At 69.2% G+C, this 19669-nt stretch carries 17 protein-coding genes; 7 read left to right on the top strand and 10 right to left on the bottom strand.

Annotation, left to right across the window (positions count from 1 at the left end; translation table 11 throughout):
- The first annotated feature begins 94 nt into the window (after window positions 1–94).
- Complete coding sequence (locus ACQUS7_RS09850; RefSeq protein ID WP_435146701.1) at window positions 95–1192, top strand: DegT/DnrJ/EryC1/StrS family aminotransferase; 1098 nt, start codon at window positions 95–97, stop codon at window positions 1190–1192.
- Window positions 1189–2178, top strand: a complete 990-nt coding sequence (locus tag ACQUS7_RS09845; RefSeq protein ID WP_435146699.1) for a Gfo/Idh/MocA family protein — start codon at window positions 1189–1191, stop codon at window positions 2176–2178. The genes ACQUS7_RS09850 and ACQUS7_RS09845 overlap by 4 nt, the downstream gene beginning before the upstream one ends.
- On the opposite strand, the gene ACQUS7_RS09840 is transcribed toward ACQUS7_RS09845, so the two are convergent.
- On the bottom strand, window positions 2179–2961 hold the full coding sequence (locus ACQUS7_RS09840; protein WP_435146697.1) for a methionyl-tRNA formyltransferase: 783 nt from the start codon (window positions 2959–2961) through the stop codon (window positions 2179–2181). It abuts the gene before it with no gap.
- A 169-nt stretch (window positions 2962–3130) separates the two neighbouring features.
- Between ACQUS7_RS09840 and ACQUS7_RS09835 the strand changes: the two genes are divergently transcribed.
- The 3 genes from ACQUS7_RS09835 to ACQUS7_RS09825 all read left to right on the top strand — a co-directional run bounded on the left by ACQUS7_RS09835 (window position 3131) and on the right by ACQUS7_RS09825 (window position 5694).
- Entirely contained in the window at window positions 3131–3487 is a 357-nt protein-coding gene (locus tag ACQUS7_RS09835) for a DUF5783 family protein (RefSeq protein WP_435146695.1), read from the top strand.
- A gap of 26 nt (window positions 3488–3513) precedes the next feature.
- The gene (locus ACQUS7_RS09830; protein ID WP_435126327.1) at window positions 3514–3891 is read left to right on the top strand and encodes a NifU family protein; all 378 of its coding nucleotides are present in this window, start codon (window positions 3514–3516) and stop codon (window positions 3889–3891) included.
- 243 nt (window positions 3892–4134) lie between these two features.
- Complete coding sequence (locus tag ACQUS7_RS09825) at window positions 4135–5694, top strand: sulfatase (RefSeq protein ID WP_435146691.1); 1560 nt, start codon at window positions 4135–4137, stop codon at window positions 5692–5694.
- A 39-nt stretch (window positions 5695–5733) separates the two neighbouring features.
- Here ACQUS7_RS09825 and ACQUS7_RS09820 read toward each other — a convergent pair whose 3' ends face one another.
- From ACQUS7_RS09820 to ACQUS7_RS09785, 8 genes are all read right to left on the bottom strand, one after another.
- On the bottom strand, window positions 5734–5931 hold the full coding sequence (locus ACQUS7_RS09820; protein ID WP_435126332.1) for a DUF7563 family protein: 198 nt from the start codon (window positions 5929–5931) through the stop codon (window positions 5734–5736).
- A gap of 157 nt (window positions 5932–6088) precedes the next feature.
- Window positions 6089–7057 carry a ketopantoate reductase family protein gene (locus tag ACQUS7_RS09815; protein WP_435146689.1) on the bottom strand — a complete coding sequence of 323 codons (969 nt, stop codon included), beginning with the start codon at window positions 7055–7057 and terminating at the stop codon, window positions 6089–6091.
- Between the two features lie 149 nt (window positions 7058–7206).
- A complete protein-coding gene (locus tag ACQUS7_RS09810; protein WP_435126337.1) occupies window positions 7207–7497 on the bottom strand; it encodes a DUF7130 family rubredoxin-like protein in 291 nt (96 codons plus the stop codon).
- An 83-nt stretch (window positions 7498–7580) separates the two neighbouring features.
- Window positions 7581–7760, bottom strand: coding sequence for a hypothetical protein (locus ACQUS7_RS09805; RefSeq protein ID WP_435126340.1), 180 nt, complete (start codon window positions 7758–7760; stop codon window positions 7581–7583).
- A 55-nt stretch (window positions 7761–7815) separates the two neighbouring features.
- The gene (locus ACQUS7_RS09800) at window positions 7816–11979 is read right to left on the bottom strand and encodes a DNA-directed DNA polymerase II large subunit (protein WP_435146686.1); all 4164 of its coding nucleotides are present in this window, start codon (window positions 11977–11979) and stop codon (window positions 7816–7818) included.
- A gap of 218 nt (window positions 11980–12197) precedes the next feature.
- Entirely contained in the window at window positions 12198–12617 is a 420-nt protein-coding gene (locus ACQUS7_RS09795) for a PPC domain-containing DNA-binding protein (protein WP_435126345.1), read from the bottom strand.
- Between the two features lie 257 nt (window positions 12618–12874).
- A complete protein-coding gene (gene metX, locus ACQUS7_RS09790) occupies window positions 12875–14164 on the bottom strand; it encodes a homoserine O-acetyltransferase MetX (protein WP_435146684.1) in 1290 nt (429 codons plus the stop codon).
- Complete coding sequence (locus ACQUS7_RS09785) at window positions 14165–15499, bottom strand: O-acetylhomoserine aminocarboxypropyltransferase/cysteine synthase family protein (protein ID WP_435146682.1); 1335 nt, start codon at window positions 15497–15499, stop codon at window positions 14165–14167.
- Between the two features lie 111 nt (window positions 15500–15610).
- Here ACQUS7_RS09785 and ACQUS7_RS09780 point away from each other — a divergent pair, with 111 nt between their 5' ends.
- The gene (locus tag ACQUS7_RS09780; protein ID WP_435146680.1) at window positions 15611–16540 is read left to right on the top strand and encodes an ATP-binding cassette domain-containing protein; all 930 of its coding nucleotides are present in this window, start codon (window positions 15611–15613) and stop codon (window positions 16538–16540) included.
- On the top strand, window positions 16537–17385 hold the full coding sequence (locus tag ACQUS7_RS09775) for an ABC transporter permease subunit (protein ID WP_435146677.1): 849 nt from the start codon (window positions 16537–16539) through the stop codon (window positions 17383–17385). The genes ACQUS7_RS09780 and ACQUS7_RS09775 overlap by 4 nt, the downstream gene beginning before the upstream one ends.
- A gap of 30 nt (window positions 17386–17415) precedes the next feature.
- Here ACQUS7_RS09775 and ligA read toward each other — a convergent pair whose 3' ends face one another.
- Window positions 17416–19551: an NAD-dependent DNA ligase LigA gene (gene ligA, locus ACQUS7_RS09770; protein ID WP_435146675.1), complete on the bottom strand. Its 2136-nt coding sequence runs from the start codon at window positions 19549–19551 to the stop codon at window positions 17416–17418.
- Between the last annotated feature and the right edge of the window lie 118 nt (window positions 19552–19669).

The raw sequence follows: 19669 nt of genomic DNA, 5'->3' as shown, positions 1-19669 counted from the left end.
CGCGGCCGCGCGACTTCTCCCGCGTCACGGCTCCGTCGACTCGGTAATCCGTGGAACCGAAAGTTCAATCATCGGCCGAGGGGAACCGTCGGCCGTGACAGACCACGTTCCGTTCACCGACATCTACGTCGACGACGACATCGTCGACGAGGTCACGGAGGTTCTCCAGAGCACCCGCTACGTCAAGGGCGAACGGCTCGAACAGTTCGAGGCGGCGTTCGCCCGCGAAGCCGGCGTCGAGCACGCCGTCGGGCTGTCGAGCGGAACGGCGGCGCTGCTGTTGGCGCTCGAAGGGCTGGGTCTCGGTGACGGGGACGATGTGTTCGTCCCCGGCCTGACCTTCTTCGCGACCGCGAGCACGGTTCTGAGGGCGGGTGCGACGCCGAAGTTCGTCGACGTCGACCCGGAGACGTACACGATGGACCCCGCGGAGCTGGAGCAGTCTGTCGAGGCGTCGGAGAACCCGGCGGCCGTCGTCCCGGTCCACATCTACGGGCAGATGGCGGACATGGAGGCCATCAACCGAATCGCCGACGAGCACGACCTCGCGGTCGTCGAAGACGCCTGTCAGGCTCACTTCGCGGAACGTGGCGGCGAACTCGCCGGGACGGCGGGCGACGCGGGCGCGTTCAGTTTCTACCCGTCGAAGAACATGACCGTCGGCGGCGACGGCGGGATGCTCGTCACCGACGACGGCGGCCTCGCCGACAAGGCGCGCGCGCTCCGGAACCACGGGCGGGGCGACGACGGCGTTCACCGCTACCTCGGCTTGAACTTCCGGCTCGACGAGGTCAGCGCCGTCGTCGGCGACGCGCAACTCGACCACATCCGAGCGTGGAACGACGGGCGTCGCCGAGCGGCGCATCGCTACACCGACGCGCTGGTCGACGTCGACGAGGTGGTCACGCCGACGGAGGCCGAAGACGCCACGCACGTCTATCACCTGTACGTCGTCCAGGCTCCGGACCGGGACGCGCTTCGGGCACACCTCGACGACCGCGGCATCGACACCGGCGTCCACTACCCGACGCCGCTGCACGAACACCCGGCCATCGAGGAGCGCGTCGGTGACGTGACGCTCGAACGGACGGAGGCGCTCTGTGACCGCATCGTCTCTCTCCCGATGCATCCCCGCCTGTCCGACGAGGAAATCGACGAGGTCTGTGCGGCCATCGAGGAGTTCTACCGATGAAGTACGCCGTCATCGGCACGGGCTACTGGGGCAGCAACCACGCCCGAATCGCCTCGGAGCTCCGCAGCGAGGGGGTCATCGAGGAGGCGTACCTGTGTGACGCCGACGAGGAGCGCGTCTCCGAAATCGCGGAGGCGTACGACCTCCCGTACGTCACCGACTACGCCGACCTCCCGGACGAAGGCGTCACCGCGGCGACGCTTTCGACGCCGTCGCCGACGCACCACGACATCGCCGTCGACCTCCTCGAATCGGGCGTCGACCTGCTCATCGAGAAGCCGCTGGCGCTCGACAGCGACGACGCGTGGAGCATCGTCGAAACCGCCGACGCCGAAAACCGGGTTCTCGCCGTCGGCCACATCTTCCGGTTCCACCCGGCGCTGAAGGAACTCAAGCGCCGCATCGACCGCGGCGAACTCGGCCGAATCAAGTACATGAACACGCGTCGCTTCTCGTTCCGCGTCCCCCGCGCGACCACCGGCGTCCTCTACTCGCTCGCCGTCCACGACGTGGACATCTCGAACTACCTGCTCGACGACGCGCCGAACGACATCTACTGCCGGCTCGACAGCGTCGTCCGCGACGACATCGACGAGACGGCGACGCTCGTGTTGAACTACGACGAGGCGACCTCCGTCATCAACGAGTCCTGGCAGGTACCGGTCTTCGGGAAGCAGCGAGACCTCGTCGTCGTCGGCTCGGAGAAAGCGGCGTACGTGGACTACCTCGAGGACAACGTGGTCGAAATCCACGAGAGCCGCGTCGTCAAACACGGCGACGAACTCCGCGCGCTCGAAGAAGGCGGGAAGACGTACGAGGTTGAAAACGACGAGCCGCTCCGGGTCGAAGTCGACGACTTCGTCTCCGCCTGCAAGGAACGGACGGAGCCGAGTTCGCCGGGGAGAATCGGTGCGGAGGTCGTCGAGCAACTCGAACTCGCCGAAGAGTCCTCCGAGCGGAACCAGACGGTTCCGCTCGACCGGTAGCTACTCCTGGGAGTACCCGGTTTTCGTCAGGTAGATTCGTCGGCCGTTCAGCTCCGTGTACGCCGGTTCGAACGGCGGGAAGTCGACCGCGCGGATGCGGTCGTACAGTTCGACGTCGTCCGGGTCGCCGAGTTCCTCCGGGTCGACCTGCTTCACGTCATCGAGGCTGTCCTTGGTGTAGAAGTACCGTTCGCCGCCGAACTCCGACTGCGGCGTTCCCATCTCCATGACGTCACCGGAGACGATGTGCGGAAGCATGTCCTCGAACAGCGCCTCGGACGCTTCTCGGGTTCGCTCGTACAGCGACCGCGCGGTGTCGTCCTCGTCGATCTCCACGAACCGGCGGTCGATGATGTCGCCGGCGTCGACGTCCTCGGCCATGAAGTGCATCGTGGTGCCGTGCTTCCAGTAATCGTCCTTCCGAGCGTTCATGATCGAGTGGCTGAAGACGTTGCTTCCGCGGTACCGTGGGAGTTCGGCCTGGTGGAGATTGATCGGCGCTTGGTCGGGGTGGTTCAGGAGTTCGGGGCCGAGGATGTTCGGGTAGTAGACGCTGATGAGGTAGTCCACCGGGTGGTCCAGCACCTCCCGCTCGGAGTCGATTGGCAGGACGTTCTCGTAGCCGAGTTCGTTCGCCCGCTCTCGAACCGACCCCTCCCACCACCGGTCGGAGTCGGCTCGGTACGTCACGATGATTTCGACGTCCACGTCGGGGTGCTCGTGGAGCCGTTCGAGACACCGAACACCCAGCGTGTGGCTTCCCAGAAAAGCGACCGTAACCATGCCGGCAGGTGCGGTGTACGAGACTAAACGCTTGCGATGGTGCCTCTCCTCGCCGTAAATCGATTCACCACTTTCGAACTCCCGCGACCTCCACCGGATTCTGTATCGCGGCATAGGATTTATCGTCTGGACCGCCGGGCTTACGTCCGCGCCGCCGAATCCTTCGGTAATGGCCGATTTCGACCCCGAGCAGTTCGAGGACAAGTACGCGAACTACTTTCCGGAGCTGCAGCGCGCGTACAAGAACGCGTTCGAGACGATGAACGACGCGTACGACTCGGAGCTGATTCACGCCATCGACCAGCAGGTGCTCAACGAGTCCGAGCCGTTCTACGACGAGGGGGCGTTCCGCGTCGAACTGCCCGAGAATCCGACGGAGCGCGTCACGGGCGTCGTCGTCGACGACGAGAAACTGGAGCGGACGCTCGACCGCTACGTCGAGGAGATCGAAGCGGAGCTGTACCGCGTGTTCGCCGTCGAGCCGCCCGCTGACGCGGACGTGTCCCCTGACGAGCACAAGGCATAAACCCACGTACTCCCAATTCGGACGTAATGAGTACCGACTCACAGGACGGCGACGACCTGCGTGACCGCGTCACGAACTTCCTGCGGCGGAACTTCCCGCAGATCCAGATGCACGGCGGCAGCGCCGCGATTCAGCACCTCGACCGCGAGACCGGCGAAATCAGTATTTCGCTCGGCGGCGCCTGCTCCGGCTGTGGCATCTCGCCGATGACGATTCAGGCCATCAAGTCCCGGATGACGAAGGAGATCCCGGAGATCACCCAGGTCCACGCCGACACCGGCATGGGCGGCGGCGCCGACGGCGACCTCGGCGGGATGAGCCACTCGAGCGACGGCATGTCCCCGTCGTTCCCCGGTGAGAGCGACGACGGCGAGGACGACGAAGGCCCGCAGGCCCCCTTCTAACTCGGCACTTCTTCCCTCTGTTTTCGCGGCTCGATAGCTACAGCGCCGTTCTACCGCCTAAATTCGGGTTCGCGGAGCCTCGGCGTTGCCGCCACGGCACGGCTGACTCTGTACGGGTGAATCCGTCGGTGTAAACCCGTACTCGCTATATCGAATCTGCCGTATCGGGGTGTCCGTCCTGGATTGCCGCGTCGGTGGTGGAGACCAGAAGACGGATTAACGGCGAGCGGGATTCCGCAGGTAATGAGCAACGACTCGCCGGAGAACGTCCTCTTCGTCGTGTTAGACACGGTCCGGAAGGACCGACTCGGTCCGTACGGCTACGACGGCGGCACGACGCCGGGGCTCGACGAGTTCGCCGCGGAGGCGACGGTGTTCGAGAACGCGGTCGCACCGGCGCCGTGGACACTTCCGGTGCACGCGTCGCTGTTCACCGGGATGTACCCGCACCAGCACGGCGCGGACCAGGAGAACCCGTACCTGGAGGGCGCGACGACGCTCGCGGAGACGCTGTCGGGCGCCGGCTACCGGACGGCGTGCTACTCGTCGAACGCCTGGATTACGCCGTACACGCACCTCACCGACGGCTTCGACGACCAGGACAACTTCTTCGAGGTGATGCCCGGCGACCTGCTCTCCGGGCCGCTCGCGAAGGCGTGGAAGACGATGAACGACAGCGACGCCCTCCGCACCGTCGCGGACAAACTGGTGTCGCTCGGCAACGTCGCCCACGAATACCTCGCGTCCGGCGAGGGCGCCGACTCGAAGACGCCGGCCGTGATGGACCGGACCCGGGAGTTCATCGAGGCGGCCGACGACGACGGCGACGACTGGTTCACGTTCATCAATCTGATGGACGCACACCTCCCGTATCACCCGCCCGAGGAGTACGTCGAGGAGTTCGCGCCGGGCGTCGACTCCACCGAGGTCTGCCAGAACTCGAAGGAGTACAACTGCGGCGCCCGCGACATCGACGACGACGAGTTCGACGCCATCCGCGGGCTGTACGACGCCGAAATCGCGCACATCGACGACCAGCTCACGGCGCTGTTCGACTGGCTGAAAGACACCGGCCGCTGGGACGACACCGCCGTCGTCGTCTGCGCCGACCACGGCGAACTCCACGGCGAACACGACCTGTACGGCCACGAGTTCAGCCTGTACGACCCGCTCGTGAACGTCCCGCTGATGGTGAAACACCCGGACCTCGACGGCGGCCGCCGCGAGGACACCGTCGAACTCGTCGACCTCTACCACACCGTCCTTGACGCACTCGGCGTCGACGGCGGCGACCCGGCGTCGGCGGGCGACGCAGCCGTTCCGCGTGACTCGACTCGGTCGCTGCTGTCGGCCGACTACCGCGAGTTCGCCGGCGTCGACGACCCGGACCCGGGGCAGGTCGGCGGCCCGACCGGCGAGTACGGCTTCGTCGAGTACTCCCGGCCCGTCGTCGAACTGAAACAGCTGGAGGAGAAGGCGTCGGCGGCCGGCATCGACCTCCCGGAGGACTCCCGATTCTACTCGCGGATGCGGGCCGCACGCGGCGCCGACGCCAAGTACGTCCGCATCGACCGCATCCCCGACGAGGCGTATCGGCTCGACAGCGACCCCGGCGAAACCCGGAACCTCGCCGGCGGGAGCGACGACCGCGTCGCCGACGCGGAAGCCGCACTCGGCGAGTTCGAAGCCGAAGCCGGCGGCGCGTGGACAGGTGCGGCTGACGGCGACGTCACCGACGACTCGCTTGACGAGATGGACGACGAAGCGAAAGACCGGCTCCGCGACCTCGGCTACGTCGAGTAGGTCGGGCTCCGATTCGTTCCGCAGTACCGCGGTTTCCGACTATCGGTCGCGGTCGGATTCGGCGCCGCTCGCGCCGCGCCGGGGCTGCCGCGTGCTCCGCGCGTCGCGGACGCGGCCGCCGTCGCGAATCTTGTCGTCGCAGAACGGGCAGCACCGCGGCTGGTCCATCGACTCCGGCGTGAACACGCGGAGGTAGTCGTCCGAGACGTACTCGCCGCAGTTCGCGCACTCTGGCATACCTCACCGAGCGGTCGCGGACGCAGTATACCCGAGCAATCGCTCGGAGTCCGCCGGGCGTCGCCCGCGTCACACGGACGTTCCCGGCTTCGGAGCGGCCCCGAATTGGTTCCTCCAATTCACATCTCAGTACTGCGATTATTCGAATATTCGTTACTCAGCGAAATCCGCGTGCTGACTCCCACGTCCGGAGTATATCCGCGAGCGTCCGATTCGTCGCCGCCGCGACGTCGTGGCCGGCGGCGCGGTCGACGACCGCTCCGTTGATCGCGTCCACCTCGGTTCGTCTGCCGGCGTCGACGTCCTGCAGCATCGACGACCGGTTCGCGGCCGTGTCGTCCGCGACGGCGTCGAGCGCGTCCACGGCGTCGCCGTCGGACAGCGGAACGCCCTCTGCGCGGGCGACTCGGGCGGTTTCGCGGGCGGCGCGCACCGCGGGCTCGCGGCCGGGCGCGTCCGTCACCGCGCCGTTGCGGACCCGCGCGAGCGCCGTCACGGCGTTGATGCCGGCGTTGACCGCGAGTTTCTCCCAGCGGCGACGCGGCATCTCCGGGTCGGCCGCACAGCGCAGGCCGGCGTCGCGGAACGCCGACGCGACCCGCTCGGCGCGGTCGCTGCCGCCGCCGTCGAGTTCGCCGACGTGGATGCGGCCGACGCCGGTGCACTCGACGCGACCCGGCTCCGCGAGTTCGGCGCCGTAGCTCGCGGTGCCGGCGAGCACCCGGTCGCCGAGCGCCTCGGCCAGCACCGCCTCGGTCAGGCCGTTCTGGAGCGAGCAGACGACCGCCGGGTCGCCGTCGCGGAGCGCCGCGGCGGCGTCGGCGGTGTCGTACGTCTTGACGGTGACGAGCGCGAGGTCCGGCCCCGCACCGTCGACGTCGCTCCCGGCGTCGACTCCGTCGTTGCGTTCGGCGTCGCGTCCGCCGCGTTCGCCGCGGCTCGGGGGCCAGTCGGTGACGGCGTCCGGGTAGGTGTGCGCGTCGAGCGCGCCGGTGACGCGGAGCCCGGCCTCGCGGACGCGGCTGACGTGTGGGTCGCGTCCGACGAGCGTGACGTCGTGTTCCCGGGCCAGCACGCCGCCGACGAGGCTGCCGAGCGAGCCGGCGCCGAACACCACGATGTCCATGGTGACGCCTCGTCGCGCGCCGAAAAGAGCGGTTCGGTGCCGCCCGCCGAGCGGGCGTGCCGTCGCGTCGCTGCCTCACGGTGCCGCTGGCTCACGGAGTCGCTGCGTCGCGGCGCCGTCGTGCTGCGTCGCTGCGGCGCCTCGCCGTCTCAGTCCTCGGTCCAGTAGTAGAGGTACTCCCTGGCGGCGCCGCAGTCCGGGCACTCGTCGGGGAGTTCGTCGATGTCGCCCATCGCGCCGCACTCGCTGCAGCGCCACACCAGTTCGCCCTCGCCGAACTCGTGGCCGGCGCGCTCGTGTTCGACGGACAGCGACGCGATTCCCTCCCGCGTCGTCACGTAGAAGCCGTCCTCGTCGAACCCGCGGACCGTGCCGAGTTTCTCGCCCGACTCCGTGTACACTGCCGCTCCGACGCCGACTGACGGTTCGTCTTCGGCCATACCCGGACGTGACGCCGCATCAGGCAAAAACACGCCGGCCGATTCGGGGTCCCGGCGGCCGATCGTCGGTCACCACGGCCGCGTCAGTCCGTCGCTCGAACGACGAGCGGCATGAGCGCACCGCCGACGGCGACGACGCTCGACCCGACGACGATGACGGTCGGATTCCCCCGAAGAACCCCGGCGACGACGGCGGCGGCTCCGGCGACGACGGCGAGCAGACAGCAGCCGAGCAGCACCGACGAACGAGTCGCGTCCACCATCACGAGACGGATTGCGGCGCCGCCGGAGTAAACGCTCGGTCGGCCGCCCGGCGCGCTACATGAAGTCCGCGATGCTCCCCTGCTTGTTCTTGTCGTTCTCGAAGATGGACTCCAGCGACCGGTCGAGGATTTCGAGCCGCTGTTTCGTGTACTCCCGGCAGCCGAACTCCTCGGCGACCTGCTTCGCCGTGTCCATGTACTTGTTGACGGAGCCGCGGTGCACCGTCAGCGTCATCCGGCCGCCGCACTCCCGGCAGTCCCCGGTCAGCGGCACCCGCCGGTACTTCTCGCCGCAGTCGAGACACCGCGTCTCCTGCCGCGAGAACGCCCGCAGATTCCCGATGAGGTCCGGCAGGAAGTGGTACTCGATGACGCGCTCCGCCACGTCCGTCTCGTCGACCGCGCGGAGCTTCCGCGCCAACTCCAGCTGCGCGTCCATCTTGTCCATCATCGACCCGAGCGTCTTGTACGCAGACAGGTCCGGGCCGAGCGCGATGTCCGACGTGTCGTGCGTGTGGTCGAACCCGCGGTACTCGTCGTCCGTCCCGAGCGTCTCCTCCGCGATCTGGACGTCGACCTCCTCCGGGTCCGCCATCTCCAGCGTCGCCTCGTAGAACTCCCGCGGATACCGCCGCACGATGTCCATGTTGTGCGCCTCGTCGTCGATTTCGCTCGGGTCGATGCGCGACGACATCACGAGCGGCGCGTCCATCTGCCCGCCGCGCTTGTCCGGCAGGAACTCCTTCGAGAAGTTCAGCAGGCCGTCCATCAGCAGCATCACGCAGTCCTCGTCGCCGTCGCACTGTCCGACGTAGAGGTCGTTCGCGACCAGCGTGTTCGTATCCGAGACGGTGAGACAGTACGTGGAGTCGACGTCGGACGCCACGGGCTCCACGGACACGACCTCGTCGACCCAGACGTCTCCACCGTCACCGAAGAGCCGCTGTGACCGCGTCTCGATTCGGTCGACTGCGTCATTTAGCGCGTCGTCTTCGTTCGGTATCGTATTCCGGTCGACGTCGAGTCCCTTCGGAGCCGGAATCGCGTCACCTTCCGAGAGTTCTCTCGCGTCGACGCGGTCGACGCTGCCGTCGTTCCACCGGCGCATCGAGTGGTCTGCAGTGACGGTCAGTTCACGGCCGCTTTTCGTTTCCACTCGAACGAGGTGGTCGGGTGACGGATGCTTCGAGACGGATTCGACCCGCTTGAGCGTTTGTTCGCCGTCCTCGGTTACTGATGGCACGTGCACGTCGCCGTCGAGTTCCTGTACCAGCGTGCCGAAGTCGTCCTGGTCGGCGGTTTCGGGGTCGAGTCGGTCCTCGACGAGCGTCTCGATTGCTGTGTAGTGAGTCTCGCCGTCCTCGTCTTCGAACCATACCTTCGTCTCCGGGTGGAAGCAGTTGCGACGTTTCGCGGCGTGGAAGTACGGGTGTGCGTAGCCGACGGCGGCGCTGGTGAAGCCGACGACGCGGCCGACGACGGCGGCGGAGGTGTGCGGCGCCATGCCGAAGACGAGTTCGCCGACGAGGTCGTCGCGTTCGTTCACTTCGTAGAACGGGTCGAGGCCGTAGAAGTCGGTGAGGAGTTCGTCGACGAAGTCCGCGGTCTTCATCATGTGTTCGGCGGCGCCGTCCGACAGCACGATGTCCTGGACGCGGAGTTCGACGAGCTGGTCGTCGTGGACGAGCGGTTCGCCGTCGATGTCGGTTTCGTAGCCGAGTTCGTGGAAGTGGTCGGCGGTGACGTCGAGTTCTTCGGGGCGGACGGCGGTGACCGGGAGGTCGGTCATGTCGTAGCGGACGGTGCCGTCTTTGAACGCGGAGACGCCGTGTTTGGCGCGCAGCACGCCTTTCTCCATCGCTTCGGGCGTCTTGTTCGCGGAGGTGAGCCCCTTCACGCCTTTCAGCATCTCGAAGGAGGCTTCGCGTTCGCCGAGGGCGTCGAGCGCGCTCCAGTACTCGTCGTTGAGGTCGACGGTGTGCCAGTCGGTGCTGTCGACGACGCGTTCGCAGTGTGGGCATTCGACGCGGCCGGATTCGTCGGGTTCGCAGACGGTGCCGCAGTCGTCGCATTCGAAGTACGGCTCGGTGTGGGTGTCGCAGTCCGGGCAGCTGACCTTGTAGGTGTGGGTGCCGCAGCCGGGGCATTCGCGGTCGCCGAGTCGGACGTCGACGACGCCGCGGCCGCGGTCGGTGTGTTCGGAGGCGGCTTCGCCGACGGAGCGCTGGCTGCCGCCGGCGTCGTTGATTGGGAACAGCGTGTGGACGGCCGGGGAGAGGTCGCGGCTCTCGGATTTCTCGGGGCGACCCATCCGGTTGCCGATGCGGGTCGGGGCGCGTTCGCGGACCGTGAACGGCGCGACGTCGTTGACCGCGCGGACGGCGTTGTCGCCGCCGGCCCAGTTCCGGGCGTCGGCGCTGAGTTCCTCCCATTCGCGCTGCAGTCCGTCGGTTACGCCGAGTTGACGGAGCAGCGGGCGGAAGTCGGGGATGCGGAGCGAGTCCGGCGTCTGGCTGTGTTCGACGAGCAGCGATTCGAGGGTGCGTCGAACCCGGTCGGTGTTCTCGACGACGAGCAGGTCGCCGGTGACGTCGCCGTCGGTGACGGCGTCGACGAGCGCCTCGAAGTCGTCGACGCTGACGTCGTGCCACAGGTAGGTGTACGCGGGGTGGAGCGGCGCGTCGTACTCGGCGGCCCATTCGAGCGCGCGGTCGGCGGCGGGGTCGTCGAGGTCGACGCGGCGGTCGTCGCGGAGCGCCTGGAGGTCGGCGCCGGCGGCGGCGAGGTCCTGCTCCCACCACTCGACGACGTACGAGGCGGGGGCGAGCGGATGGTTGTTCTCGACGAACTCGCCGTAGTTCACGAGGTACTCGCCGAGGTCGAGGATCTCCTCGACGCCGTTCCGGATTTCGAGCGCCTCCTTCGGGTCGTCGATGCGGCGGACGTCGCCGTTCGCCAGCCGAACCGTCGGGCCGTCGATGGAGTCGACGGGGACGACGCCGCCGGCTTTCCCGGGCCGCTCGGTCTTGATCTGGGTGCCGGTGGCGAGGAAGTCGTCGACGAGGTGCATCGTCGCCGGGTGGACGCCGGCGGTCGCGAAGCCGTGGTTTCGCGACCGGCCGTACCGGAGGCGGAAGCCGCCGGGCTCCGACGGGTGGCCGAACACGGGGCGGCCGGCGATGAGGTCGCGCAGGAACTTCTCGGACGGCTCGACGCGCTTCGGGCCGTCCGGCTCAGCGCCGTCCGGCAGGCCGCCGTCGTCGGCGTCGTCGGCGTCGGCGGACGCGGCTTCGCCGTCGGGTTCTCCCCCGTCGTCGCCGCCGTCACCGTCAGCGCCGTTCTCCTCGCCGTCCGCGTCGCCAGCGTCGCCGCCGCCGTCGGCGTAGGTGCCGTCGATGAGGTCCTGGAGCCACGGCCAGTCGACCTCGTCGAGCTGGCGGGTGTACCGCTGAATCTTCGGCGCCTTCAGCGCGATGCCCTCCGCGAGCACGAGACACATGCCGCCGCGGGCGGAGTTCGTGTCGACGCGTTCGAGGTCGCGGAAGCCGGACACCTCCTCGTCGCCGGTGGCTTCCCCGTCCAGCATAATCGGCATGTGCTCGGCGATGAACTTCGTCTCCTTGTCCTTCGGCGTGTACTGCAGCCCGGTCTCCTTGTCGTACAGCGACACCTCCTCGGCGTACCGCTCGATTTCGTCGGTGCGGGCGCTGTACTCCTCGATACCGAGCAGTGACCGGGCGTAGTCGCCGACGAGCACGGACAGCGCCTGCGCGGTTCCGCCGGCGGACCGGATCGGGCCGGCGTAGTAGACGTTCACGAACTCCGTGCCGTCGTCGTTCTCCAGGAGTTCGACGCGGTCGATTCCTTCGATCGGCGCGGCGACGACGCCTTCGGTGAGCAGCGCGACCGCTGTGCGGACGGCGCCCTCGACTTTGCCTTCGCGGCTGTCGAAGTCGCCGACGGTGCCCTCGACGAAGTCCGTGACCAGTTCGAGCGCCGCCTCCTCGCGGCTCATCTCGCCTTCGAGTTCCCGGACGCGCTCGGCGACGCCGGGGATGCCGAGGATGTTCTCGACGCGGTCGGCCATGTCGCGCGCCACCGGAATCTCGATGTCGGTGCCCGGGTCCTTCCCCTGTGCGCGCGCGGCTTCGGCGCGCTCGAACGCCTCGTCGAGCCGGTCTTCGATGCGGGCGAAGTAGCGTTCGTCGTCCGGTCTCATCGCGGCCGCTCCCTCCGTTCTACGGGTGACGTCCCCTGCGTCGCGGGCCGCGTCGTCGACGCGGCGGCCGCGGCTCTGTTCGAAGTTCGGGGTCGTCGATACACGTCACTCTCCAGCGCAGGCCAAGGTAAAAACAGTTCGTCCCGCACCGGCCGCGCGGCTGTCCGTCCCTGGCGTCGACCCGCCGATAGACCCCGGTCTGCCACGGTTTTCGGCCGTTACAGCCAGAGGTCGAGGTCGGTGACGTCGTCGTGTTCGCGGTCGAGCGGCGTCTCGAACGCGCGGAGGTACACTTCGCCGGCGAAGACGGTGCCGGCGTTCAGGTGGCCGGCGAGCGCCTGGCCGCTCCGCCGGGACAGCACGGCGTGGGTGTGCGCGAACCGGTCGCCGTCGAGACGTGCGACGTTGCCGACGCAGGCGGCGACCTCCAGCGGTTCGTCGAACTCGACCGAGCGGTACTCGGTGTCCTCCTGGTCGTAGAACCACACCTCGGCGTCCTGTACGGCGCCCATGGCGTTGAACCACGCGGCGTCCGCCTCGACGCGGTCCGCGAGCGCCTCGATCTCTTCGCGCCAGTCCGCGCCGTTGTCGAGGCTCGCGAGATACTCGCCCGACACCTCCACTTCGCGGTAGTTCATGCGGGAACCGTCGGCCGTTCCGGAGTAAAACCTTGCTCCCGTCTCCCGCGGGGCGCCGAGCGGAACGCCGAGCCGAACGTTCAAACCAGAAGCCGCGGCCAGTCGCCGCCGTGACCTGACAGTCGCCGCGCGGCGCCCAGCGGGTGCGCGACACGCCGCCGCGCGGACAGCAGCGCGCCGTGTCGCCTGCCAGCCATCCGTTCAGCCGCGCCGCTGCAGCGCCGCGCCGCCGTGGCCTGAAGCCCGGATCGTCGGTGTCACCCGGAGAACAGGCTGGCGTGCACCGGGGCGCGCTCGCTGCGCTGCTCCTCGCGGTCGTCGTCGCCGCGGTCCTCGTCGCGGACCGCGCGGCCGTCGACGCCGTCGGCGAAGAAGTCGCGGAGCGGCGGCCCGACCGACTCCGGCTCGACGAGGAAGGCGTCGTGGCCGTGGTCCGAGTCGACGACGTGGTGGGCGACCGGGACGTCGACGTCGTCGAAGGCGGCGGCGAGCGACCGCGACGCCTCGACCGTGAAGTGCCAGTCGCCGGTGAACGAGACGACGAGCGCCTCGCCCTCGAAGGCGGCGAGCGCGTCGGCGTCGGAGCCGTAGCCGGCGGCGAGGTCGTAGTCGTCCATCGCCCGGGTCAGGTAGCGGTAGCTGTTCGCGTCGAACCGCTCGACGAACCGGTCGGCGTTGTAGTCGAGGTACGACTCGACTTCGCGGTACGGGAAGAACGACGCCGCCGGGTCCTCCGGGAAGCGGTCGCTCCCGGCGTCGCGGCCGGCGGCGCGCCGCCCGAACTTCCGCTCCATCGACGCCTTCGAGAGGTACATGACGTGGCCGAGCTGCCGGGCGAGCGCGAGCCCCTGGTCCGGGTCGGGGCCGTCGCCGTAGTAGTCGCCGCCGTTCCAGTGCGGGTCGGTGGCGATGGCGCGGCGCGCCACGGCGTTGATGCCGAGACACTGCGGGTCGAGCCGCGCCGCGGTCGCGACGGCGGCGACGCGCCGGACGTCGTCGGGGTAGCGTTTCGCCCAGTCGAGCGCGTTCATCCCGCCGACGCTGCCGCCGACGACCGCGTGCAGCCGCCCGACGCCGAGTTCGTCGAGCAGCGCGCGCTGCGCCCGCGTCCAGTCCGCGACCGTGACCGGCGGGAACTCCGTCCCCCACGGCTCGCCGTCCGGCGCTTCGCTCGCGGGGCCGGACGAGCCGTAGCAGGAGCCGGGGACGTTCACGCAGACGACGTAGTACTCCGTGGTGTCGATTGCCTTCCCGGGGCCGACGACGTCGTTCCACCAGGCGCGCGCCTGCCCGGCGGTGCCGCCGGCGCCGTCCGCGTCGCCGTCGCCGTTCCCGCCGTCCGCAGCGTCGGCGTCGCCGGCGTCGTCCCGTCGCCAACTGTCGCTGCGCGGCGGCTCGGCGACGTGGTGGCTGCCGGTGAGCGCGTGGCAGACCAGCACGGCGTTCGAGCCGTCGAACTCGCCGTAGGTCTCGTAGGTGAGTTCGAGCTCCGGGATGGACTCGCCGCACTCGAACTGGAACTCGCCGAGCGTCTCTGTGGACGGCATTCAGGCCACCTCCGCGATGGCGCGGTCGAGGTCGGTGATGACGTCTTCGGGGTCTTCGATGCCGACGGAGCACCGCAGCAGGTCCGGGGTGACGCCGGCGGCGCGCTGCTCCGTCTCGCTGAGCTGTGCGTGGGTGGTGCTCGCGGGGTGGATGATGAGGGTGCGGGCGTCGCCGATGTTCGCGAGGAACGACGCCAGCTCCACTTCCTCGCAGAGCCGCTTCCCGGCGTCGAACCCGCCTTCGAGGCCGAACACGACCATGCCGCCGTAGTCGTCGAGGTACGTCGCGGCGTTGTCGTGGGTCGGGTGGTCCTCGAAGCCGGGGTAGGTGACCCACGCGACGTCGGGGTGGTCGCGGAGGTGTTCGGCGACGACGCGGGCGTTCTCGCAGTGGCGGTCCATGCGGAGCGGGAGCGTCGCGAGCCCCTGGATGGTCTGCCAGGCGTCGAACGGGGACTGGCAGTTGCCGAGTGCGCGGACGCTGCGGTGCCGGACGACCTCCGCGAAGGCGCGCTCGCCGAACCGCTCGGTGAAGTCGACGCCGAACGCCTCGTTTTCGCCGCTGAGTTCGTCGTAGTCGGCGTCCGGGTGGTCCCACGGGAAGGTGCCGCCGTCGACGAGGATGCCGCCGACGGTGGTGCCGCCGCCGTGTATCCACTTCGTGGTGGAGTTCCAGACGACGTCGGCGCCGTGGTCGATTGGGTTGCAGAGCGCCGGCGTGCCGAACGTGTTGTCGACGACGAGCGGGACGGCGTGGTCGTGGGCGATGTCGGCGACCCGTTCGAAGTCGGGCGTGACGAGCGACGGGTTCGCGACGGTTTCGACGTGGACGAAGGCGGTGTCGTCGTCGATGGCGTCGGCGTAGGCGTCGTAGTCGGTCGTCTCGACGGTGGTGAGGTCGACGCCGCGGCGGGACGCCATGTGGCTGAAGTAGGCGCTGGTGCCGCCGTACATGTCGGCGGACGCGACGATGTTGTCGCCGGCGCGCGCGAGCACGGAGGTCGCGGCGTCGATGGCGGCCATCCCGGATGCGGTGGCGATGGCGTCGGCGCCGCCTTCGAGCGCGGCGAGTCGGTGTTCGAGGACGCGGGTCGTCGGGTTCGAGATGCGAGTGTAGACGTCGCCGTCGCGTTCGAGCGCGTACAGGTCGGCGGCGACGTCGGCGTCTTCGAACCGGTACGACGTGGTCTGATAGATGGGCGGCGCGCGCGCGCCGGTCGCGGGGTCGCCCTGCCACCCGGCGTGTAGCGCCGTCGTGCGGGCGCCCCAGCCGTCCTCGGCGGCCCGTCGGCCGTCGTCGCCGGGGCTGTCTGCCCCGCCAGCGTCCTCGGTCATGTGTACGAAACATATTCCTCTTCGCTCTTATGCACGTCAGTTACGGCAAGCGCTGCCGGACGATGCCCGGACTCCCAAACGCTTTAGCGGAGACCGCGGGAACCGGCGGACATGGCCGCCATCGAGTTGGACGGCGTCACGAAGCGGTACGGCGACGTGACCGCCGTCCGCGACCTCGACGTCACTGTCGAGGAAGGCGAAGTGTACGGCTTCCTCGGGCCGAACGGCGCCGGGAAGTCGACGACCATCAACATGCTGTTGGACTTCGTGCGGCCCTCCAGCGGCAGCGTCGAGGTGCTCTCGCGCGACGCGCAAGCGGAGTCCGTCGCCGTCCGCGAACGCACCGGCGTGCTTCCCGAGGGATACGACGTCTACGACCGGCTCACCGGCCGGAAACACGTCGAGTTCGCGATGCGGTCGAAGGAACTCGACGGCGACCCGGACGCGATCCTCGACCGGGTCGGCATCGCCGACGCCGCCGACCGGAAGGCGGGCGACTACTCGAAGGGGATGCAGCAGCGGCTCGTCCTCGGCATGGCGCTCGTCGGCGACCCGGACCTGCTCGTCCTCGACGAGCCGTCGTCCGGGCTCGACCCGGCGGGCGCGAAGGAGATGCGCGAAATCGTGCGGGCTGAGGCGGACCGCGGCGCGACCGTGTTCTTCTCCAGCCACGTCCTCGGGCAGGTCGAGGCGGTGTGCGACCGCGTCGGCATCATGCGCGACGGCGAACTGGTCGCGGAGGACAGCATCTCCGGGCTGCGCGAAGCGGTCGGCGGCGAGGAGCAGCTCGTCATCACCGTCGACGCGGCCTCCGAGGAGGACCTCGAAGCGGTGCGGGCGCTCGACGGCGTCTCCACCGCCGACACGGACGGCGGCACCGTGACGGTGACCTGCGACAGCGACGCGAAGACCGCGGTCATCTCGGCGCTCGAAGACGCCGGCGTCGCAGTCAAGGACTTCTCGACGGAGGAGGCGAGCCTCGAAGACCTGTTCTTGCACTACACGAGCGCGGAGGACACGGAGACGGAGGTGACGGCATGAGCCTCGAAGCGGTCGCGCGCAAGGACTTCGAGGACGCGGTGCGGTCGCGGTGGCTGCTGGCGCTGTCGGCGGTGTTCGTGCTGCTGGTGACGCTCGTGGTCTTCCTGGTGCGGCCGGGGCAGGGGCAGACGCTGACGACCGGCGACCTGCTCGGCTCCATCTTCATCAAGGACGCGCTGGTGACGACGCTCATCCCGCTCATCGCGCTGGTCGTCTCGTACAACGCCGTGGTCGGCGAGCGCGCGACCGGGTCGCTGAAACTGCTGCTGTCGCTGCCGCACAGCCGGGCGGACGTCGTCTTCGGGAAGGTGGTCGGCCGCGCCGGCGCCATCGCGGTCCCCATCGTCGTCGGCTTCCTGCTCCCCGGGCTCGTCGCGGCCGTCGGACCGCTGCAGCTCCAGCCCGGCGTCTTCGTCGGCTACGTGCTGCTGACGGTGCTGCTCGCCGCGACGTTCGTCTCCATCGCCGTCGGCTTCTCGGCGGCGCTGGCGTCGAACCGGCTCGCCATCGGCGGCGCCGTCGGCCTCTACTTCCTGTTCGTGCCGCTGTGGGGCGCGATTCAGTTCCCGCTCCGGCTCTACCTCGGAATCGGCGGGACGCCGTCGTGGCTCCCCGTCTCCGGGTCGTCGCTGCTGCGGTTCCTGAAGCTCGTGAATCCGACCGGGTCGTTCAAAATCGTCTCCGGCGAGTTCGTCGGCGGCGCGCTGCTCGCCGGCGGCGCCGCCGGTCAGGGTGCCGGCGGCTTCGCGATGAACACCGAAATCGCGGCGTTCGCGATGCTGCTCGCCTGGCTGCTCGTCCCGCCGCTTCTGGGTCTCTGGCGGTTCGAACAGGCCGACCTGTAAACCGTCGCTCGCTTCCGCGAGCAGCCCGGCTCAGCCCTCGACTTCCTCTTCGGGCGGCCACTCGATGCCGTTGTCGGCGAGCAGGTCGGCGAAGCCCGACTCGTCGAGTTCGGGGACGCCGTGCTCGTCGGCGTCCTCCCGCTTCGTGGTGCCGGGGTCGTCGCCGACGACGAGGTAGTCGGTGTTTCCGGAGACGGAACTGGTGGCGTCGCCGCCGTTCGCCTCGACGGTCTCTTCGGCGGCGCGGCGCGGCACGGAGAGCGACCCGGTGAACACGAACGTCAGGCCGTCGAGCGGGCCGCCGGCTTCCACGCGGGCTTCCTGCGGCGTGACGTGTTCGAGCAGCGCGTCGATTTCGGCCTGGTTCTCCTCGTTCGCGAAGAAGTCGCGGATCTTCTCGGCGACCGTCGGCCCGACGTCGGGGACGTCGCGGAGCGCCGCCTCCGAGGCGGACCGGACGGCGTCGAAACTGCCGAACTCGCGGGCGAGCGCTCGGGCGGTCGCCGGACCGACCTCCGGGATGCCGAGCGCGACCAGGAAGTCCGGGAGCGCCGGCTCGGTCGACGCCTCGATTTCGCCGACCAGGTTGTCGGCGCTCGTCTCGCCCCACCCGTCCAGCGCCGCGAGTTCGTCCCGGCGGTCGGGGAGGTCGTACAGGTCGGAGACGGCTTCGAGCAGCCCGGCGTCGTGGAGCTGCTCGACGGTCTCCTCGCCGAGCCCCTCGATGTCGAGCGCGTCGCGGCTGGCGTAGTGTTCGATGGCGCGTTCGAGCTGTGCGGCGCACACCAGTCCGCCGGTGCAGAACGCGAGCGGGCCGTCGCGCTCCACGTCGCTGCCGCACACCGGGCACTCGTCGGGGAACTCGAACGGCTCTTCGGTGTTCGACTCGACGACCTCGGCGACCTGCGGGATGACGTCGCCGGCGCGTTTCACCCGGACCTTGTCGCCGACGTTGACGCCGAGTTCCTCGATTTCGTCGGGGTTGTGCAGCGTCGCCCGCGACACCGTGACGCCGCCGACGTCGACGGGGTCGAGCAGCGCGACCGGAGTGAGCCGGCCGGTCCGGCCGACCTGCACGACGACGTCCTCGACGGTCGTCTCTTCCGAGCGCGCCGGGAACTTGTAGGCGTACGCCCACCGGTAGCTCCGCGCCGTCGTGCCGAGTTCGTCGCACTTCGCCTCGTCGTTCACCTTGATGACGGTGCCGTCGATTTCGTAGTTCAGGTCCTCGCGGACCGCCAGCAGGTCGTCGCGGTAGTCGATGGCGGCGTCGACGTCGTCGACGAGTTCCGGCCGGTCGTTCGTGTGGAGGCCGAGCGCGTCGACGCGCCGCAGCTCCTCCCAGTTCGTCGCCGGGCGGTCCGGGCCGCCGTCGCCGGCGTCCCAGCCGAGCACGTCGTAGAAGAAGCAGTCGAGCGGCCGCTCCGCGACGGCGTCGAGGTCCAGCTGCCGGAGCGTGCCCGCGGCGGCGTTCCGCGGATTCGCGAACGGCTCCTCGCCGCGCTCGACGCGCTCGCGGTTGTACTCCTGGAACGCGTCGCGCGGCATGTACACCTCGCCGCGGACCGCGAGGAACGCGGGGGTGTCGCCGCCGAGCCGCTCCGGAATCGACCGGATGGTGCGCACCTGCTCGGTGACGTCGTCGCCCTCCTCGCCGTCGCCGCGGGTCGCCGCCCTGGCGTACCGGCCGTCCTCGTAGACGACCTCGACGGACAGCCCGTCGAACTTCGGCTCGCAGACGTAGTCGACGTCGCCGACTGCGTCCCGGACGCGCCGGTCGAAGTCCCGGACGTCCTCGGCGTCGGTCGACTGGTCGATGCTGAGCATCGGCGCGACGTGCTCGACGGTCGCCAGTTCGTCGAGCGTTCCGCCGCCCACCCGCCGCGTCGGCGAGTCAGCGGTCGCGAGGTCGAACGCCTCCTCCAGCTCCGCCAGCCGCGCGAACAGCTCGTCGTACGCCCGGTCGGAAATCAGCGGGTCGTTCTCCGCGTAGTACCGGTAGTCGTGTTCGCGGATCGCGGGCCTGAGCAGTTCGACCTGCCGCTCGGCCGCCTCCTCGCTGAGCTCGTCGACCGGCGCGAACTCCGTGTCCGGGTCGAGCAGGTACGGATTGTCGGGGTCGGCGTGACGGAGGTCCTCCGCGTCGACCTCGGCGGACTGGCTCATCACGTGGCCGTTGGAGTGGTTCCGCCTAAAGCGGTGGGGCGGCTCGACTCGGCGGTGGCTGCGGGAGTGCGGCGTCCGGGGAGGACGGCGATGCTTGCGTAGCCCGCGGGGCTTATCC

The organism is Halobaculum sp. P14 (assembly GCF_051195155.1).
GTDB lineage: Archaea > Halobacteriota > Halobacteria > Halobacteriales > Haloferacaceae > JBNTKA01.
The sequence above is the reverse complement of the archived record's forward strand: the minus strand, read 5'-3'. Positions and strand labels throughout refer to the sequence as shown.

Excerpts from the sequence above, each read along its gene's own strand:
- ACQUS7_RS09810 (WP_435126337.1), bottom strand. The coding sequence starts at position 7,497 with ATGGCCGAAGACGAACCGTCAGTCGGCGTCGGAGCGGCAGTGTACACG.
- ACQUS7_RS09830 (WP_435126327.1), top strand. The coding sequence starts at position 3,514 with ATGAGTACCGACTCACAGGACGGCGACGACCTGCGTGACCGCGTCACG.
- metX (WP_435146684.1), bottom strand. The coding sequence starts at position 14,164 with ATGCCGTCCACAGAGACGCTCGGCGAGTTCCAGTTCGAGTGCGGCGAG.
- ACQUS7_RS09785 (WP_435146682.1), bottom strand. The coding sequence starts at position 15,499 with ATGACCGAGGACGCTGGCGGGGCAGACAGCCCCGGCGACGACGGCCGA.
- ACQUS7_RS09805 (WP_435126340.1), bottom strand. The coding sequence starts at position 7,760 with ATGGTGGACGCGACTCGTTCGTCGGTGCTGCTCGGCTGCTGTCTGCTC.
- ACQUS7_RS09845 (WP_435146699.1), top strand. The coding sequence starts at position 1,189 with ATGAAGTACGCCGTCATCGGCACGGGCTACTGGGGCAGCAACCACGCC.
- ACQUS7_RS09815 (WP_435146689.1), bottom strand. The coding sequence starts at position 7,057 with ATGGACATCGTGGTGTTCGGCGCCGGCTCGCTCGGCAGCCTCGTCGGC.
- ACQUS7_RS09840 (WP_435146697.1), bottom strand. The coding sequence starts at position 2,961 with ATGGTTACGGTCGCTTTTCTGGGAAGCCACACGCTGGGTGTTCGGTGT.
- ACQUS7_RS09780 (WP_435146680.1), top strand. The coding sequence starts at position 15,611 with ATGGCCGCCATCGAGTTGGACGGCGTCACGAAGCGGTACGGCGACGTG.
- ACQUS7_RS09775 (WP_435146677.1), top strand. The coding sequence starts at position 16,537 with ATGAGCCTCGAAGCGGTCGCGCGCAAGGACTTCGAGGACGCGGTGCGG.
- ACQUS7_RS09800 (WP_435146686.1), bottom strand. The coding sequence starts at position 11,979 with ATGAGACCGGACGACGAACGCTACTTCGCCCGCATCGAAGACCGGCTC.
- ACQUS7_RS09820 (WP_435126332.1), bottom strand. The coding sequence starts at position 5,931 with ATGCCAGAGTGCGCGAACTGCGGCGAGTACGTCTCGGACGACTACCTC.
- ACQUS7_RS09835 (WP_435146695.1), top strand. The coding sequence starts at position 3,131 with ATGGCCGATTTCGACCCCGAGCAGTTCGAGGACAAGTACGCGAACTAC.
- ACQUS7_RS09795 (WP_435126345.1), bottom strand. The coding sequence starts at position 12,617 with ATGAACTACCGCGAAGTGGAGGTGTCGGGCGAGTATCTCGCGAGCCTC.
- ligA (WP_435146675.1), bottom strand. The coding sequence starts at position 19,551 with ATGAGCCAGTCCGCCGAGGTCGACGCGGAGGACCTCCGTCACGCCGAC.
- ACQUS7_RS09825 (WP_435146691.1), top strand. The coding sequence starts at position 4,135 with ATGAGCAACGACTCGCCGGAGAACGTCCTCTTCGTCGTGTTAGACACG.